Annotated in this window: 17 protein-coding genes and 2 pseudogenes; 15 read left to right on the forward strand and 4 right to left on the reverse strand. The window is 30.7% G+C overall.

Annotated features, from left to right (window positions below):
- Nucleotides 1–22: 22 nt before the first annotated feature.
- From VJI94_RS05015 to VJI94_RS05085, 15 genes and pseudogenes are all read left to right on the forward strand, one after another.
- Nucleotides 23–298 carry a hypothetical protein gene (locus VJI94_RS05015; protein WP_150263838.1) on the forward strand — a complete coding sequence of 92 codons (276 nt, stop codon included), beginning with the start codon at nt 23–25 and terminating at the stop codon, nt 296–298.
- A gap of 18 nt (nt 299–316) precedes the next feature.
- Nucleotides 317–616 (forward strand): annotated as a pseudogene (locus VJI94_RS05020) (thioredoxin family protein); the annotation flags it as partial.
- Entirely contained in the window at nt 606–1298 is a 693-nt protein-coding gene (locus VJI94_RS05025; RefSeq protein WP_004831924.1) for a cytochrome c biogenesis CcdA family protein, read from the forward strand. The pseudogene VJI94_RS05020 and the gene VJI94_RS05025, both read left to right, overlap by 11 nt.
- A gap of 271 nt (nt 1299–1569) precedes the next feature.
- Nucleotides 1570–5781, forward strand: a complete 4212-nt coding sequence (locus tag VJI94_RS05030) for a Cna B-type domain-containing protein (RefSeq protein WP_324008567.1) — start codon at nt 1570–1572, stop codon at nt 5779–5781.
- A gap of 260 nt (nt 5782–6041) precedes the next feature.
- Entirely contained in the window at nt 6042–6842 is an 801-nt protein-coding gene (locus VJI94_RS05035; RefSeq protein ID WP_324008568.1) for a class I SAM-dependent methyltransferase, read from the forward strand.
- A gap of 49 nt (nt 6843–6891) precedes the next feature.
- Complete coding sequence (locus VJI94_RS05040) at nt 6892–7476, forward strand: hypothetical protein (RefSeq protein WP_324008569.1); 585 nt, start codon at nt 6892–6894, stop codon at nt 7474–7476.
- 29 nt (nt 7477–7505) lie between these two features.
- Nucleotides 7506–7973, forward strand: coding sequence for a hypothetical protein (locus tag VJI94_RS05045; RefSeq protein WP_324008570.1), 468 nt, complete (start codon nt 7506–7508; stop codon nt 7971–7973).
- A 136-nt stretch (nt 7974–8109) separates the two neighbouring features.
- Nucleotides 8110–8808 (forward strand): transglutaminase-like domain-containing protein, encoded by a 699-nt coding sequence (locus tag VJI94_RS05050; protein ID WP_324008571.1) that lies wholly within the window; start codon nt 8110–8112, stop codon nt 8806–8808.
- Nucleotides 8809–8953: 145 nt separating this feature from the next.
- On the forward strand, nt 8954–9850 hold the full coding sequence (locus VJI94_RS05055; RefSeq protein ID WP_324008572.1) for a YafY family protein: 897 nt from the start codon (nt 8954–8956) through the stop codon (nt 9848–9850).
- 59 nt (nt 9851–9909) lie between these two features.
- On the forward strand, nt 9910–10518 hold the full coding sequence (locus VJI94_RS05060) for a GyrI-like domain-containing protein (protein ID WP_324008573.1): 609 nt from the start codon (nt 9910–9912) through the stop codon (nt 10516–10518).
- Between the two features lie 11 nt (nt 10519–10529).
- Nucleotides 10530–11069, forward strand: a complete 540-nt coding sequence (locus VJI94_RS05065) for a ClbS/DfsB family four-helix bundle protein (RefSeq protein ID WP_324008574.1) — start codon at nt 10530–10532, stop codon at nt 11067–11069.
- Between the two features lie 23 nt (nt 11070–11092).
- Nucleotides 11093–11968 (forward strand): SPL family radical SAM protein, encoded by an 876-nt coding sequence (locus VJI94_RS05070; RefSeq protein WP_324008576.1) that lies wholly within the window; start codon nt 11093–11095, stop codon nt 11966–11968.
- An 824-nt stretch (nt 11969–12792) separates the two neighbouring features.
- Nucleotides 12793–13590 (forward strand): protein-ADP-ribose hydrolase, encoded by a 798-nt coding sequence (locus VJI94_RS05075; protein ID WP_324008577.1) that lies wholly within the window; start codon nt 12793–12795, stop codon nt 13588–13590.
- A 30-nt stretch (nt 13591–13620) separates the two neighbouring features.
- Entirely contained in the window at nt 13621–14406 is a 786-nt protein-coding gene (locus VJI94_RS05080) for a hypothetical protein (RefSeq protein ID WP_324008578.1), read from the forward strand.
- 7 nt (nt 14407–14413) lie between these two features.
- Nucleotides 14414–15403, forward strand: a complete 990-nt coding sequence (locus VJI94_RS05085) for a hypothetical protein (RefSeq protein WP_324008579.1) — start codon at nt 14414–14416, stop codon at nt 15401–15403.
- Nucleotides 15404–15874: 471 nt separating this feature from the next.
- Here VJI94_RS05085 and VJI94_RS05090 read toward each other — a convergent pair.
- From VJI94_RS05090 to VJI94_RS05105, 4 genes and pseudogenes are all read right to left on the reverse strand, one after another.
- Nucleotides 15875–16348: pseudogene (locus VJI94_RS05090) on the reverse strand (site-specific integrase); the annotation flags it as partial.
- A 325-nt stretch (nt 16349–16673) separates the two neighbouring features.
- On the reverse strand, nt 16674–16883 hold the full coding sequence (locus tag VJI94_RS05095; RefSeq protein WP_081985349.1) for a helix-turn-helix domain-containing protein: 210 nt from the start codon (nt 16881–16883) through the stop codon (nt 16674–16676).
- On the reverse strand, nt 16865–17104 hold the full coding sequence (locus VJI94_RS05100; RefSeq protein WP_324008653.1) for an RNA polymerase sigma factor: 240 nt from the start codon (nt 17102–17104) through the stop codon (nt 16865–16867). Before VJI94_RS05100 ends, VJI94_RS05095 begins: the two co-directional genes overlap by 19 nt.
- Nucleotides 17105–17116: 12 nt before the next feature.
- The gene (locus tag VJI94_RS05105) at nt 17117–17350 is read right to left on the reverse strand and encodes a hypothetical protein (RefSeq protein WP_227718462.1); all 234 of its coding nucleotides are present in this window, start codon (nt 17348–17350) and stop codon (nt 17117–17119) included.
- Between the last annotated feature and the right edge of the window lie 376 nt (nt 17351–17726).

The following is a 17726-nucleotide window of genomic DNA, read 5'->3' on the forward strand; positions in this document are numbered from 1 at the left end:
AAATTTATAAGGAGAGAGAAATATGAAAAAGAAAATTATAGCGCTGGGATCAGTGTTAATATTAGTTTTTGGGATTTTTATTTTTAAAAACTTTTATATGAATGATAAAAATGTTAAAAATGAAAATTCCGGAAGTAACAGTGTTACTGAAAAAAAATCTGCAAACAATGATTCCAAAAAAGACTCAAATTCAAAAGAATCTGATTCAAAAAAATCAAATTCAGATGAAAAACTCACTTTAGAAAACTTAAAAAGTCAAAAGAAAGTTATGGTTTTAGACTTCAGTCAAAATGGCTGACACGCTTGTGCTGTTCAGCACCCGGTTTTGGAAAAACTGAGAGAAGAATATAAGGATAGAGTAATCATAAAAACTATTGACATCAGAAAACAAAGAGAATTTGCTTCACAATTTCCTATAAAAGCAACGCCTACATTATTTTACTTTAATGCGGACGGAACGCCTTTTAAAGCATCAGATGAATTGGCAAAGAAAATAAGTTATGTTGCTTATGAAGATAAAAAATCAGGTGAATTAAAATTTGGTGGTTCAGAAGGCGTTGTTAAATATGAAGAATTAAAGCAAGTTATTGAGGAGATGTTAAAAAATGTTAAGTAACTTAGAGAGTATTATCGGAGAAGGCTTGAAATCATTTAGTATTTTTGCACCGATTCTCGCATTGCTTGGAGGGATACTAACTTCAATTTCACCTTGTTCACTTGCATCAATTCCTTTAATTATCGGCTTTATGACCGGAACTAAAGAAGATGATACTAAAAGAGCATTTAAAACTTCCGTTGTATTTGCTATCGGAATGGCAATAACTTATACAACACTTGGAGTTTTAGCTGCACTGCTTAGTAAAATTTTTAATCAATCCGGACCGTTTTGGAATATATTTTTAGGAATTGTTATGATTTTAATGGCATTACAAACTTGGGAGGTAATAAATGTAGTTCCAAGTAAAATTTTGACAAATAAAAGCAAAAAGACAGGATATGTAGGTGCTTTAATTGTTGGAATAATGGCAGGGCTGTTTTCAAGTCCATGTTCAACACCGATTTTAGTTGCATTACTTGCGATTGTTGCTTCAAAAGGAAGTTTACTTTGGGGAGTATTACTATTCTTACTTTATTCAATAGGTAACAGTATTTTAGTTGTTGTTGCAGGAACAAGTGCAGGATTTGTCGGTAAAGTTATGTCAAATAAATCTTATGGAAAAATTTCAGATATTGTAAAAATTATTTTTGGAATAATTATTTTACTAATAGGGATATATTTCCTATATCTTGGATTTTAAAAATACATTTTTATAAAAAAGTAAAAAATTAGAACTTAGTAGAAAAAACTGCTAGGTTCTTTTTTGTGGAACAATAAAATTTTTAGTAAAAATGATAGACATCAATTAATGATTGTGATATAATACAATGTACTGAATTTTTATTTAAATTTGTCGTTTTTTGGCAGTTTAAAAAATTTGTTTTAAAGTTTACATTGAAGATAAAAGTCCACATTTATGTTCAATGTAAATTTAGAATAGAGTATAAAAAATTATTGAAAGGGGAAATTATATGAGAAGAAAAATTTATAAAACTCTGTTATCATTCTTAATGATTATGGTAATGGTCCTTCAAGTAGTGAGTACAGCTGTTGTTGCTGAAGGAAACAAAAAAGAAGTAAAAGCAACAATTACAAAGTTTGAAATTCAAAATTTAAGTGGACAAAAAGTAGATAAAGTATTTGTTAGTGATAAATTCTACTTAAATATGGATTGGGATGCTAGCTCAAATGGAGCAAATTTGAATGAAGGAGATTATTTTGATATCACATTGCCAGATAAGATGAAGTTTCCTTCTTATACGACAGCAACAGATTTTAATATTTATGGTGAAGATGGAACTACGGTGATTGCTAAGGCACATATAACACCTGGACCTGGAGATAAAGGTGGAAAGGTTCGAGTTATTTTTACAGATTGGGTTAAAGGCAAGGAAAATGTTAAGGGGAACATTCATTTAGCTGCAGTATTTGATCGTGATTCAGTAAAGAAAAATGAAAAAAATAAATTTGATATTACAGTTAACGGGAAAGTTACTCCTATAGAGATAACTGTAGAAGGACCAAAAAAATTACCAGATGATGAAATTCTTGCTAAGTGGGGACAATCTTCAGCTAATGCTAACGAAGCAGAATGGTGGGTTAGAGTTAATTATCAAAAATCAAATATGACTAATGCAGTTATAACTGACCATTTAACTGGCGGAACTGGTTCAGAAACATATATTCCAGGTAGTTTTAGACTAGCACAAGTTGAATTTAATAATTTAGGTGATGATACACATGTTTATAAAAATGTGGATTTATCAGATAAGTTAAAAATTTCTCCTGATGGGAAGACATTTACTATAAAATTAGGTAATGTAAATGGAGAGCAATACCGCCTTGTCTATAAAACAACTTATACACCGGGAACTACACTCCATAACAATGTGAAAATAACTTCTAATGAAAAGACTGGAGAAGCTCATGGGACTCATATTTCAGCTGATTCTGGTGGTTCTGGAACAGGTAATCTAGCTAATAAGATTAAATTAATCAAGGTTGATGCTGAAGATAATAAAATTAAATTAGCGAATGCAGTTTTTGAAGTAACAGAGCCAAATGGAAATAAATTTGAATTAACAACAGGAGCGGATGGAACTATAACTTCTGGTCATCTTGCTTCTGGAATTTATAAAGTAAAAGAAAAAACTCCTCCTACTGGATATCTCTTAAATGAAGAAGAATTCACTTTGGAAGTATCACCTAAAGGTGGAGCAATAAAGACGATTACTAACAAGAGAATTAAGATTAACATCTCCGGTAAAAAGACATGGGATGATGGAAACAATCAAGATGGAAAAAGACCTAATAAGATAAAAGTAAGTTTACTTGATGATAATAAAAATGTAGTTCAAACAAAAGAAGTAACACCGGATGCTGCAGGTAACTGGAATTATACTTTTGAAAATGTTGATGAATACAATGTAAAGACAAAGAAAAAAATAAATTATACCGTTAAAGAAGAAGCTGTAGAAGGATATACTACAGAAGTAAATGGACATGATATTAAAAATTCACATACTCCTAGTAAAACAAGTATAAAAGTAACAAAAGCTTGGGAAGATAAAAATGACCAAGATGGAAAGAGACCAACAAGTGTAACAATTAAATTACTTGCCGATGGAGTAGAAACAGGTGATAAGCTTACTTTAACAGCAGTAAATGGATGGAAAGGAAGCTTTGACAATCTTGATGAATACAAAGTCGGAAAGAAAATTCAATACTCAATTGAAGAAGAAGATGTTGGTAATGGATATTCAGGTTTTATTACACAAACTTCAGATACTGAATTTAATGTAATAAACAAAAGAGAGACAGAAAAGACATCTATAGAAGGTGCGAAGACTTGGGATGATAAAGACAATCAAGATGGAAAGAGACCTACAGAAATAACAATCAATCTATTAAAGAACGGAAATAAAATAGCTTCAAAGAAAGTTACAAAAGCAGATGGTTGGAAATGGAAATTTGAAAATCTTGATAAGTATGAAGGTGGAAAAGAAATTAATTATACTATTACAGAAGAAAAAGTAGAAGGATATACTACAGAAGTAAACGGATATAATATCAAGAATTCATATAAGCCAAGTAAGACAAGTATTCAAGTAACAAAGGCTTGGGAAGATAAAAATGACCAAGATGGAAAAAGACCTGACAGTGTAACAATTAAATTGTTGGCTAATGGAGTAGAGACAGATAAGAAACTAGTTTTAACAAAAGCGAACAACTGGACAGGAAGTTTTACAGACCTTGACGAATACAAAGATGGTAAGAAGATTGTTTACACAATTAAAGAAGAACAGGTTGGAAATGGATATATAACTGAAATAATAGGAGATACACAAAAAGGCTTTAAGGTAATAAATACAAGACAACCTGAAAAGACATTTGTAGAAGGAACAAAAACTTGGAATGACAAAGACAACCAAGATGGAAAGAGACCGACAGAAATAACAATCAATCTATTAAAGAACGGAACTAAAATAGCTTCAAAGAAAGTTACAAAAGCAGATGGTTGGAAGTGGAAATTTGAAAATCTTGACAAGTACGAAAATGGAAAAGAAATTAACTATACTATTACAGAAGAAAAAGTAGAAGGATATACTACAGAAGTAAAAGGATATGATGTTAAGAATTCATACACACCGGGAAAGACAAGTTTACAAGTAACAAAGGCTTGGGAAGACAAAAATGACCAAGATGGAGTAAGACCAAATAGTGTAACAATTAAATTATTGGCTGACGGAGTAGAAACAGGAAAGAAACTGGTTTTAACAAAAGCAAATAACTGGACAGGAAGCTTTACAGATCTTGACGAATACAAAGACGGAAAGAAAATTGTTTATACAATCAAAGAAGAAACTGTTGGAAATGGATATATAAGTGTAGTAACAAAAACAGGAGAAAATACTTTTATAGTAACAAATACAAGAGAACCTGAAAAGACATTTGTAGAAGGTGCAAAGACTTGGAATGACAAAGATAACCAAGACGGAAAGAGACCGACAGAAATAACAATCAACCTATTAAAGAACGGAACAAAAATAGCTTCAAAGAAAGTTACAAAAGCAGATGGTTGGAAATGGAAATTTGAAAATCTTGACAAGTATGAAAACGGAAAAGAAATTAACTATACTATTGCAGAAGAAAAAGTAGAAGGATATACTACAGAAGTAAAAGGATATGATGTTAAGAATTCATACACACCGGGAAAGACAAGTTTACAAGTAACAAAGGCTTGGGAAGACAAAAATGACCAAGATGGAGTAAGACCAAATAGTGTAACAATTAAATTATTGGCTGACGGAGTAGAAACAGGAAAGAAACTGGTTTTAACAAAAGCAAATAACTGGACAGGAAGCTTTACAGATCTTGACGAATACAAAGCGGGAAAGAAGATTGTTTATACAATCAAAGAAGAAACTGTTGGAAATGGATATATAAGTGTAGTAACAAAAACAGGAGAAAATACTTTTACAGTAACAAATACGAGAACTCCTGAAAAGACATTTGTAGAAGGAACAAAAACTTGGAATGATAAAGATAACCAAGACGGAAAGAGACCGACAGAAATAACAATCAACCTATTAAAGAACGGAACAAAAATAGCTTCAAAGAAAGTTACAAAAGCAGATGGTTGGAAATGGAAATTTGAAAATCTTGACAAGTATGAAAACGGAAAAGAAATTAACTATACTATTGCAGAAGAAAAAGTAGAGGGATATACTACAGAAGTAAAAGGATATGATGTTAAGAATTCATACACACCTGGAAAAACAAGTATTCAAGTAACAAAGGCTTGGGAAGATAAAAATGACCAAGACGGAGTAAGACCAAATAGTGTAACAATTAGATTAATAGCTGACGGAAAACCGACAGATAAGACTCTTACTTTAACAAAAGCAAATAACTGGACAGGAAGTTTTACAGACCTTGATGAGTACAGAGCTGGAAAGAAAATTGTTTATACGATTAAGGAAGAAACTGTTGGAAACGGATATAAGAGTGTTATTACAGGAAATGAAAAAGAAGGTTTTGTAGTAACAAATGTAAGAACACCTAAACAAAGAATACCAAAGACAGGAGCAGGAAGTAATTCAGCACTATATACAGTATTGTTAGGATTATCAGGAACAGCTTTATTCTCAGTATTTAGAAGAAAGAGAAAAGAAAACTTATAATATTTCTGTAAAAAAATCTTTTTAATAAAAGATAACAAAAAAATATGCAGTATAGAATGCTGTTAATAGGAGGACATCTAAAATCGAATGGATGTTCTCCTTTTTTGTAAGACAAAAAATCCATATCAAAGTACCTTTAAAAGAAAAGTCTATGATATCTCATCTAGAGTATAGTGAGTTTGTTAAAATTATGCTTGAAAAACAATATCAAATTATAGTAAAATATACTAAAGAATAATAATATAAAAGGAGGTATGAGTATGGAAAATTTATTAAGTGGTGTAGAAGATACATTATATATTCCTCTTGTAGCAAGAATATATGTGTCTGAAAAATTCCCGAAATTTTTTTATGATGAAAAAGCACTGTTTTTAAAGCAATATATTCCTAAGAATCTTATAGAAAAAAATGCTAATGAATATTTTCATATGGCAAGTGTGTGCAGACAAGATGTAATAGATAAAATGATAATAAAATTTCTTGAAGAAAACGAGCAAAGTAATGTTGTATTTTTAGGAGCCGGCTTAGAAACATCTTATAATCGTATTAATAATAAGACAGCTAATTTTTATCAAGTAGATTTACCTGATGTTATAGATATTAGAAAAAGAGTGCTTGGAAATTCAGAAAATGAAAAACTGATATCCGGAGATATGTTTGCTCTTGAATGGATAAAAGAAATAGATACTCAACTACCGACTATGATTGCTATTTCAGGAGTATATCAATATTTTGATAAAGATAAAATTGTAGATATGATAAAAAAAATGAAGTCTATTTTTCTTAAAGGAGAATTGGTGTTTGATGCAACAAATTCTAAAGGGCTGGAAGTTGCGAATAAATATGTTAAAAAAACCGGAAATGTTAATGCTCAAATGTATTTTAGTATAGATAATCCTAATGAATTTGTAAAACTTACAGATACAAGACTGGTTGAATTTCAAGGTTTTTTTGAACGAGCATTAAAATCTTGTTCCGGTTTGAAAATAAAAACTAAAATATTTATGTATTTTGCAGATAAACTCCATAGGACATTTGTTGTTCATTTGAAGTTAAATTAGTATTAATTTTTTGCTTTAAAAATGAGATTATATCAAATAGGAGGATAATGTGAAATATTATGTTTATGGTATGGATTTTCGAGATTTTTTTCGAAAGATCTTTTTGCCTTGGATATTAAGTTTTATTATTGTTTTTTGCTTTGAAACTTTACTGCTTTTTCGTTTTTTTGAATATTTTAAATCAAAGCAGCTTATTATTGGAATTTCTTTTTGGGTTATTGCACTACTGTTCGGAGTTTTTTTGACTTTAGAGGGAATAGCAATTTTATCTTTTTTTCAGTATTTTAATAGACATAGAATTAAATTATTTTGCTTAGGAGTATTTGAAAAAAAGGTCGTAATTGAGAGTAATGGTGCAAAACAGGTTATTTTATTTGATGATATTTTAGAGGTTAAATATCATTCAGGTAGATATGCAGAAATACGAGGACTAAGAATAAAAGCTAATGAAATTAATATTGGAATTTCATGTCTAGGAGATAGACTTAATCTAAGTGAAAAAGAAGATGATGTTGAACAATTTGACCAATTTTTTAATACTTTTGAAGATAAAACTGAACTTTTTCTTGAAGAGAACGGAAGTGAATATGGCAGAAATAATGAGTGTATTCGCTTGAAAAAAATTAAAAAATGAAATAAATAAATTGTAATCATGGAGGTAATATGAATAAAATTTTATTCCTAGGTATATTAATTTTATTTGGATTAGTATTTTTATATTTAATGTTTAATCCACCCAGAAGAAAAAAATATAATTTAAAAAGGATAACTTTTAATAATAAGAATAAATTATCTTCCGAAACACTTGGAAAAGAGCTGTTTGTTGCAAAAAGTAGTAGAAAATTTATTTTACCGACAGAATTTGACTTATGGACTGAGATAGTTCTTTATGAAAATGGCATTGTATTTAAAAGAAATAATAAAGAAAAGAAAGTATATTTTTCTGAAATATATGAAATAGAGCCAATGCTGATTAACTCACTTTTTGTAAAGGGTAAATATTTTGGGTATGTTTTTAAAGGCAAAGATAAAAGTAATATCATTGTAAAAAGTAATAATATAGAAGATTTAGAGTTATTTATGGAAAAACTTTTTGATCTCTTTCCAAAAGAAATGATAAGAGAAATTTAAAAAGAATTTGTCGATGTGTTTTTTTACTTTATAGGAAACTGTCAAGTATTACAAAGTTGATATAGAAACATATCCTAAAAATGGAATAGTATAAGGCAAAAATAGATAAAACAAAAAGTTTGAGAAGGAAACTAAAATGAATCAATACTTGAAAGAAACTAAAATGCTGGATTTTTCAAATCCGAGTATTCAAAAATTAATAGAGATGAAATGTTGGAAAGAAAAAAATAAGTTTGACTGTCTTAAAGATATTTATAATTTCGTAAGAGATGAGATAGCATTTGGATACAATGTGGATGACAACATTCCTGCTTCTAAAGTTCTTAAGGATGGATATGGTCAATGCAATACAAAAGGAACTCTTTTTATGGCATTGCTTCGTGCATGCGAAATTCCTTGCAGAATTCATGGATTTACCATAGATAAACAACTACAAAAAGGTGCAATGAGTGGATTTGTTTATAAAAACGCTCCAAAGAATATATTTCACAGTTGGGTTGAAGTGTATTTTGAAGATAAATGGTATGAACTGGAGGCTTTTATACTGGATAAAAAATATTTATACAAGTTGCAGAAACGATTTGCAAACTGCACAGGATTTTTTTGTGGATATGGTGTTGCGGTAAAGGATTTTCAGCATCCAATAATTGATTTTGACAGAAACAACACATACATACAAAGCGAGGGAATAACTAATGATTTTGGAGTGTATGATTCTCCGGATGAATTATTGAAAAATCATCATCAGGAGTTATCAGGCATCAAGACTTTTTTTTATAGACATTTGGGAAGGCATTTGATGAATTGGAATGTAAAGAACATAAGAAATTCCTAAATCCAAGTTTATCACAATAATAACTAAATATAACTAATACAGGGACAGTAAATCAAAAAAGTTTACTGTTTTTTTGTCTTTGAAATTTTATAATATGACAAAAAATGTCAGGTTGTGATATAATAGACATAGGTGATGTTAAGAAATGAGAGATAGTAGATTATTTAGAATATTATATTATGTTTTGGAAAAGGGAAAAGTTACAGCAAATGAACTTTCTGAAAAATTTGAAGTATCAGTGAGGACAATATATCGAGATATTGATGTGATTAGCTCTGCTGGAATCCCGATTTATGCCACACAGGGAAAAGGTGGAGGAATAGAGATAGCAGATGATTTTGTATTAAAAAAATCTTTGCTTTCTGAAAAAGAGCAGGAACAGATTTTAGTTGCATTAAAAGGTTTAGAGGGAATAAATAAACAATATGAAAATGAACTTTTAACAAAATTGTCTGCCTTTTTCAAAATTAAAAATACAAATTGGATTGAAGTTGATTTTACAAATTGGCAAAGAGGTAATGAATATGACGAATTGTTTAATGATATAAAATCAGCAATTATAAATAAAAATATTATTAGATTTACATATTTTTCAAGCAATGAAAAAGAGACAAGTAGAGAAGTAAAGCCGATTAGACTCTTATTTAAGGGTTGGGATTGGTATGTTTATACCTTTTGTTTACTTCGAAACGAATTTCGATATTTTAAATTATCAAGGATTAGGGATTTAAAAATTCTTGATGAAAATTTTGAAGATAGTTATGAAGATGTTGTTCTAATAAAAAAAATGGAGTATAAGGATACTGTCCATGTTAAGTTAAAATTTGACAGAAAAGTAGCTTTTAGAGTTTATGATGAAATGGGAGATATTAAAGAAGATGAAGAAGGTAATTTATATGCAGAAATAGAGTTACCAAATGATTATAATCTTTATAATTATATTTTTTCTTTTGGAGAATCCGTAGAAGTTTTAGAGCCGATAGAAATTAGAAATAATATTAGAGATATGATAAATAAAATGTCTAAAAAATATATAATATGACAAAGGGTGTCAGGTAATCTTTTGTATAATTAATATATAAGATACAAAGGAGGTTTACTATGAAATACGAATGGAAGAAAAGTGAAAAATATTTATATGGTGTTAAACAAAAACCACAATTTATTGAAGTTCCTACTGCATATTATATTATGATTAAAGGAGAGGGAAATCCAAACGAGATCGACTTTTCCAATAGGGTTTCTGCTTTGTACTCTCTTGCATATGGAATAAAGATGTTATTTAAAAATATGGAAAAAGAAGAATTGGAATATTCTGATTTTACTGTATTTCCACTTGAGGGAATTTGGGAGAAATCAGATGATGAGGAATTTGATAAGAATAAATTGAAATATACAATTATGATTAAACAACCTTATTTTATTACAAAGGAAATTTTTGAGTTAGCTTTTGAAAAAGTGAAAAATAAAAATCCAAACGAATTATATGATGAAGTAAGTTTTGATTGTGTTGAAAGTAAAAAGGCAATTCAGATTTTGCATATTGGTAGTTTTGATACAGAGATTGAGTTCTTTGAAAAATTGGATAATTTTGCAAATGAAATGAATTTAGAGAGAAGTGAAAAACTTCATACAGAAATATACTTAAATAATAAAAATCGAACTGCAGAAGATAAACTTAAAACAATATTAAGATACAACGTGAAATAAGGAGGCTTATTATGGCTAGACCAACTACTAAAGAAGATTTAATTATTAGCGCAAAAGAAAATTATGAAAAGTTAAATGAATTGATTTCTAAATTGTCAGAAAAAGAGCTGAATACTCATTTTGACTTTTCTGCTGACGAAAAAAAGAAAGAAGCACATTGGAAAAGGGATAAAAATTTAAGAGATATTTTAATTCATCTATATGAATGGCATATGTTAATTTTAAATTGGGTAAATTCCAATCAAAATGGGGAAGAAAAGCCCTTTATACCAAAGCCTTATAATTGGAAAACCTATGGTGATATGAATGTAGAATTTTGGAAAAAACATCAAAATACACCTTTAGAAGAGGCAAAGAAAATGATTAATAAATCTCATAAGGATGTTTTAGTTTTGGCTGAAAAGTTTTCAAATGATGAATTGTTTTCTAAAAATATTTTTAAATGGGTTGGAGGGAGTACATTAGGTTCATATTTTGTAAGTGCCACTTCAAGTCATTATGATTGGGCGATTAAGAAACTTAAAGCACATCAAAAGAATTGTAAAAATTAATTCTAAATAGAAAAGGGATTAGGATGCATTTTGTAAAAGTAAAAGGAATATTATCTTCTAAAAACGGAATGAATTTGTTTCGAGGTTGTACACATGGCTGTATTTATTGCGATTCAAGAAGTAAATGTTATCAGATGAATCACAGTTTTGAAGATATTGAAGTAAAAGAAAATTCAATAGAGCTTTTGGAAGATAGACTTAAAAGAAAAAGAAAAAAATGTATGATTGGTATGGGGTCAATGACTGACTCCTACATTAATGAGGAATTAAAACTGAATTATACAAGACAAGCAATAGAAATAATAAATAAATATGGTTTTGGACTTACACTCATTACAAAGTCATCAAATATAATTAGGGATTTGGATTTATTAAAAGAGATTAACTCCAAGACAAAATGTGTTGTTCAAATGACACTCACAACCTATGATGAAAGACTATGCAGGATAATTGAACCAAATGTTTCTACTACAAAGGAAAGAGTTGAAACCTTGATTAAATTAAGAGAAGCAGGAATACCTACGGTAGTATGGATGACTCCTATTTTACCATATATTAATGATACAAAAGAAAATATTAGAGGTATTTTAAATTATTGCAAAGAGGCAAAAGTAAAAGGAATTTTCTGCTTTGGAATGGGACTTACCTTGCGAGAGGGAAATAGGGAGTATTTTTATTCTAAACTTGATAAACACTTCCCACATCTTAAAGATAGATATATTAGAGAGTTTGGTAATTCTTATGTTATTAACAGTAAAAATAATTATAGATTAATGAAAATTTTTCGAGACTTCTGTGAAAACGAAAAAATAATGTATGACTATAATAAAATTTTTAGCTATTTAAATACATTTGAAGAAAAAGAAATATCAAAACAACTCAGTATTTTTGATTTGTAATAATAAATAATTCGATAGATTTTATGAAAGAATATTCTTTTTTAGAGTATTCTTTTTTTGTTGAAATAAGAAGTAAAACTATTTGTAATATGAATATAAATGTAATAATTCACGTCATAGCACAATGCAGATAAATTATCCCAACACGTCATCTCGAGCGTAGTGTAACGGAGTCAATCTAGCCCTAACTTTGTTTACTTGTAAACAAAAGTAGGTCTGACGGGGTCGTTGTATCATTTGATACAATGACTCTGGAGATCTCCTAAAGCCCCGCAATTGTGAAAGAAATGTTTTTAGTAGTTTGTATTGTAATTAAAGTTAATAAAATTTCATATTGTATGTATCTACGATACATTTAGTTTTACTTGTAAACAAGTAAAACTATGAGATTTCTCGGCTTCGCTCGAAATGACGTGTTGGGAGACTTTCATATGCAACATACTATGACGTGAATTGTTTTATTTTTATATATAAAATTTTCAATAATTTTTTTGATACCTTTTATATTTTTTAAAATATTTTTTTAATTTGAAGTTTATTTTCTTTTAATGTCTATCAACTAAACAAAGCATTCTTCTTTATACGTCATTTCGACCGAAACGAAGCATAGCTGAGTGTAGTGGAGAAATCTCCTAAGGCTCTATGCTAGTAAACAAAAGTAGGTCTGACGGGGTCGTTGTATCATTTGATACAATGACTCTGAAGATCTCCTAAAGCCCCTTAACTATTAAATTTACAAAAATATTTCATATATCTAGTTTAGAATGTAAAAATAGAATTATAAATATTTCATTTGGGTAATATAGTAAAAAGAGGGTGATTATATGAATAGAAACAAAGAACAAATGTTGGATTTTTTAGTAAAAGCATTTATAGCTGATTCGGATAATTATAAAAATATGGAAATTCCTGAAGATGAAACTCAAAAAAAGGTGATTTTACGTTCTCTTATGAATATCCGTATGCCTAGAAAAATGGATGATGAAGTTTTAAAAGTTCAAGATGAATATTTAAAACTTTGCGCAGAAGAAAAGGGAATAGTAGAGATTAAGGATATTCCTGTTGTAAAAGATGTTTTTTCTATTTGGCAAGGAGATATTACAAGACTTAAGGTTGATGCTATAGTTAATGCGGCGAATTCAATAATGCTTGGATGTTGGGCTCCAATGCATCTATGTATTGATAATCAAATACATACTTTTGCAGGAATTCAACTAAGGGCAGAATGTAACGAAAAAATGCAGGAACTTAAGAAAAAATATGGTCAAGATTATGAACAGCCTACTGCTGTTCCAATGATTACAGATGCCTATAATCTACATTCAAAAAAAGTAATTCATATAGTTGGTCCAATTGTTTATGGAGAGCTTACTAAAGAGCTTGAAAAAGAATTAGCTGACTGTTACGAAAAAACTTTGGATATGTGTTTAGAAAATGGACTTAAAAGTGTAGCATTTTGTTGTATATCAACAGGCGAATTTTGTTTTCCAAAAGAAAGAGCAGCAGAGATTGCAATTGATACAACTAAAAAGTGGGTTTTAGAACACCCTTTAGCTATGGACAGGATTATTTTTAATGTTTTCAAAGATGAAGATAAAAAATATTATGAAAAAATGATATAATATTATTATAAATAACAAAAGGAGATAGTTATGAGTTTTGATTTATTTGTCTTTGAAAAAAGAGAAGAAATAAAAACTTCTTTGGATGTATTTGCATATCAGGAGGAGTTCACAGAATATAAAGAAAATAAAGATTATGAATCTTTGGATGGCTGTTCTGATGTAATTGCCTGCTGGGCTAAAAAAATGTTTGAAAAATTTCCACCAATAAGTGGGAAGTATGCTTTGCCTGATGAGATTGCCTATGCAACAGAGGATTCAGAAAATCATTTGACTGATTATAGCTTAGGAAAGAATGGAGCGTATTGTGCATTCTCATACAATGTTGAAGATGAGGCATTGGAATTTGTAAAAAGTATTGCCGATGAATATGGTGTAGGAATTTATAATCTTCAAAGTAATGATGCAATTTTTTGTAAAGATATTGATATATTAAAATGTAGAACAGAAAGCACAGACGACTTCGAATGTGATTGGGAAAATATTGAACACTTTATTGAAACATTTAATGATATTGACCGAGTAAATGAAAATGGAGGACTAACATTCATTACCATTTGGTATGAAACTGATGGAAAACAAGGTAATTTTATCCAATGTACTCCATGTTATAAAAATAAGGGATTTTTTTCATCATTATTTAGTAAGAAAATTTCAAATGAAATAGATTCTTATATTTTTGAAATAGAAAAAAACGGCGGGGTATATCAAACATTTATAGAAGATAAATCCGAACTTATAAAAGTTATAAAAGAATGGTGCATAGATAGAAAAGAGCCCGATATAAGAGAATATAAAAGGATTTTAGATTTGTAGGTAAAATATGAAAGAAAATTATAATAAAACAGATGGATACAGAGAAAGTATTCAAATGGGACTTAAGGGATTAAAGACTGTTGGGAAAAATATATCTTCTGAAAGTGAATTAAATAGAGAAAAGATTGAATTTTTAAAAAATAAAATAGAAAATGCAGATGCGATTGTAATAGGAGCAGGAGCGGGGCTTTCAACTTCTGCAGGATTTGTCTATAGCGGGGAGAGATTCGAAAAATATTTTTTTGATTTTTCAAAAAAATTTGGTATAAGCGATATGTATTCCGGCGGGTTTTACCCATTTCCTGATAAAGAAACACTTTGGGCTTGGTGGGCAAGAAATATATATTTTAATAGATATGTTGAAGCTCCAAAGCCTGTTTATAATAATTTGTTTTCTATTGTAAAGGATAAGGAATATTTTGTTATTACTACAAATGTAGATCATCTATTTCAAAGAGCTGGATTTGATAAAAAACGTCTTTTCTATACACAAGGAGATTTTGGTTTGTTTCAAAGTGTAAATCCGCAAAATCAAAACACCTATGATAATGAAGAATGGGTTATGAAGGCAATAGAAGTTCAAGGATTTAAGAAAAATTCAGAAGGCATTTTTGATGTTCCCGAAAATAGGGAAATATCAATGAAAATTCCTACAAAAATGATTCCAAAATGTCCTGATGATGACTTGGATGTAACAATGAATCTTCGTGCTGACAGTTCATTTGTTGAAGATGAAGGTTGGCATAAAGCGTCGAAAGAATATTATAATTTCCTTGAAAAGTATAAAGATAAACATATACTCTTTTTAGAGTTGGGTGTAGGAAATAATACACCTGTTATTATAAAATATCCTTTCTGGCAAATGACTATGGAAAATAAAAGTTCTGTTTACGCATGTATTAATTATAAAGAAGCTTTTTGTCCTGAACAAATAAAAGACAGAAGTATTTGTATTGACGGAGATATTGGAGAAATACTAAAGAAAATTATGGAATAATAAAAATAGATTTTAAGAAAGAATATTTTTTATTAAGAGTATTCTTTTTTGTTAATGTATCTACGATACATTCACTTTTGTTTGCAACAAAAGTATGAGATTTCCGCAGTCGATTGTACCCAAATCAAAGATTTGGACAATCTTTGCGTCAGACCTACTATAGATTATTTACAAGTAAATAATCTAAGTTAGGGCTAGATTCATTTCACTTCGCTACAGTCGAAATGACGTATAAAGAAGAATGCTTTGTTTAGGAGCTTAACGTTAAGAGTAAACAAACTTCAAATTTTAAAATAAACTCTAATATGATTTTTAACTATCTTTTCAAAAGTTCTTATATGCCGATATAGCCTGTCTTTACAGGCGTTTTCGGCATTTTGTGTATCGAGAGATACTCACATAATTTCTTAAATCTGCTTGTGTTTTTGCCTTGAAAGGTAGTAAACGAAGTAGTAAAATATCTATTTCCCTTTAAGCCGTCAGCCTGAAAAATTCCGCCTGTGCACTATCAAATGTAGCATGTGCGTAATAGTTCAGGGTCATGGTAATGTTGGCATGTCCCATTAGATACTGTAAGGCTTTCGAATTCATTCCCGCATTTGCCATATTGGTGCAGAATGTGTGTCGCAGTGTATGGGGCGTTGTTACTGTCGGCAGAGGTTCCTTATGGCTCGAATTATACTTTTCTACAAGTTTACGAAACATAATATCATAGTTAATGCAATTTTGAGGTGTTTCGTTCCTTGTGAGAAAGAGGAAGCCTGTATAACCGTCAACCTTAAAAGTGCTTTTTCTTCGGCTTTGAATCACTCTCTGCAAGGCTTTAAGCACTCGGTCGCTCATGGGGATTTTGCGAATGCCGTTTTCCGTTTTCGGTGTTTCAACGCGATAGGACTTTTTACCGGAATACTGAAGCTGATGATCCACATTGATTGTCCGGTTCTCATGTAGACCTACCCATTGCCTGCGACGCTTTGATACCCTAAATGGCACTTACGCTCGGACTGTGGCTATAGGGGCGTATCATTATATATTTTGTGCTGTCATGGCTCGCAAGGTGCTACGCTTGCTTTACGGAAAAATGTTTCTCGCTCGGCTTCCGGGTAGGAAAGTGTCATGGCGCATTTTCCGCATAGTTAAAGCACAAAAGGAAAGTATCCGGTTTGCCCTATGATACGCCGCCGTTATCTTGCGGGTATGTTTGTCAAAGAACAGGCGGCAGATGATTCCTGCCTTGTCTGCGGAAAGGGGAACGCAGACAGCTACATTGTTAAATCTTGAAAATCAGGACAGCCTGCATAAGCTTTGAGCGAAGGCAATCTCGTATATCCTCATCTATGCCGTAATAGGTATTTCCCCGCTCATCACGGAGCTTTCTCATAGAAAGGTGTGCGATATAGCCAGCGTAATGTTGCACGACAATATTCATTGCCTGCGGCTCTCGTTTGGTTGCGACTATGATTACCGGATAAGGTAACAGGCCGTGTTCATCGTTTCCTGTTTTACCAACTTGGGTAAGTCATATGCATGTTCCTCCAAATAGCGTTTTAATAACTCAAAAGAGCTGGTACGCCGATACTGCACGGTACTTCTTGGAATCTGATAGAGTTCTGCAATTTCCGCATCACTCATATCAAAGAAGTAGTAGAGCAGGACGGCTCTGCGTTTTTCTTCCGGCAAGCTGTGGATCGCATCGGCAATCGTCTTTGCATCTCATTCTTTACCGCCTGCGAAAAAGGTTTGTTCTTCTTCACTGCCTGCAAAGAAATCTTCATGGGTATAAAGCTGATTTTCCTCTTTCGGTGTCAGGCCGGAAAAGTTAATTTCATGCTCCTGCCGCTTCCTAATGTCCCGATGGGCATTGATACTTTCATTTTTCAATGTTCGCTTGCAGAAGCCGTTAAATGCGCAGCGTATCTGCCATTCAGTCCGTTCAGGTTCATTCATGATATTCACCTCCTTTCGCAGCCGCGAAAGCGGGTAGAATTTCCCCTTTCGTAAACCCTCAACAACGGGCAGATGAAAACTGCCAAAAAAAAGCGAATATTTTTGAAAAAAAGTTTTTGCGGACGCAAAAAATCCCGACCGCATAAAGCAGCCGGGAACGGACATGAAAAGACTATTATATTGACAATATTTAACTGTTTATTGATATAGGCAAAGAAACATCCACTGAATAGAAACAGCCTTTTTTAATATGGAATTAGATTGATAGAAAATATATACGACGATACCTCCTTTGATGCCGCCAGGTCCTTAAAAAATGTTAACCTTAATACATCCTCTGTAATTCAATTTTTAAAAAGGAAAACAGCGGCTTTGA

The organism is Parvimonas sp. D9 (assembly GCF_035282565.1).
Taxonomy (GTDB): domain Bacteria; phylum Bacillota; class Clostridia; order Tissierellales; family Peptoniphilaceae; genus Parvimonas; species Parvimonas micra.

What these genes read in the sequence shown, in the direction of transcription:
- VJI94_RS05015 (WP_150263838.1), top strand. Translation starts at nt 23, where the DNA reads ATGAAAAAGAAAATTATAGCGCTGGGATCAGTGTTAATATTAGTTTTT.
- VJI94_RS05025 (WP_004831924.1), top strand. Translation starts at nt 606, where the DNA reads ATGTTAAGTAACTTAGAGAGTATTATCGGAGAAGGCTTGAAATCATTT.
- VJI94_RS05030 (WP_324008567.1), top strand. Translation starts at nt 1,570, where the DNA reads ATGAGAAGAAAAATTTATAAAACTCTGTTATCATTCTTAATGATTATG.
- VJI94_RS05035 (WP_324008568.1), top strand. Translation starts at nt 6,042, where the DNA reads ATGGAAAATTTATTAAGTGGTGTAGAAGATACATTATATATTCCTCTT.
- VJI94_RS05045 (WP_324008570.1), top strand. Translation starts at nt 7,506, where the DNA reads ATGAATAAAATTTTATTCCTAGGTATATTAATTTTATTTGGATTAGTA.
- VJI94_RS05050 (WP_324008571.1), top strand. Translation starts at nt 8,110, where the DNA reads ATGAATCAATACTTGAAAGAAACTAAAATGCTGGATTTTTCAAATCCG.
- VJI94_RS05055 (WP_324008572.1), top strand. Translation starts at nt 8,954, where the DNA reads ATGAGAGATAGTAGATTATTTAGAATATTATATTATGTTTTGGAAAAG.
- VJI94_RS05060 (WP_324008573.1), top strand. Translation starts at nt 9,910, where the DNA reads ATGAAATACGAATGGAAGAAAAGTGAAAAATATTTATATGGTGTTAAA.
- VJI94_RS05065 (WP_324008574.1), top strand. Translation starts at nt 10,530, where the DNA reads ATGGCTAGACCAACTACTAAAGAAGATTTAATTATTAGCGCAAAAGAA.
- VJI94_RS05070 (WP_324008576.1), top strand. Translation starts at nt 11,093, where the DNA reads ATGCATTTTGTAAAAGTAAAAGGAATATTATCTTCTAAAAACGGAATG.
- VJI94_RS05075 (WP_324008577.1), top strand. Translation starts at nt 12,793, where the DNA reads ATGAATAGAAACAAAGAACAAATGTTGGATTTTTTAGTAAAAGCATTT.
- VJI94_RS05080 (WP_324008578.1), top strand. Translation starts at nt 13,621, where the DNA reads ATGAGTTTTGATTTATTTGTCTTTGAAAAAAGAGAAGAAATAAAAACT.
- VJI94_RS05085 (WP_324008579.1), top strand. Translation starts at nt 14,414, where the DNA reads ATGAAAGAAAATTATAATAAAACAGATGGATACAGAGAAAGTATTCAA.
- VJI94_RS05105 (WP_227718462.1), bottom strand. Translation starts at nt 17,350, where the DNA reads ATGAATGAACCTGAACGGACTGAATGGCAGATACGCTGCGCATTTAAC.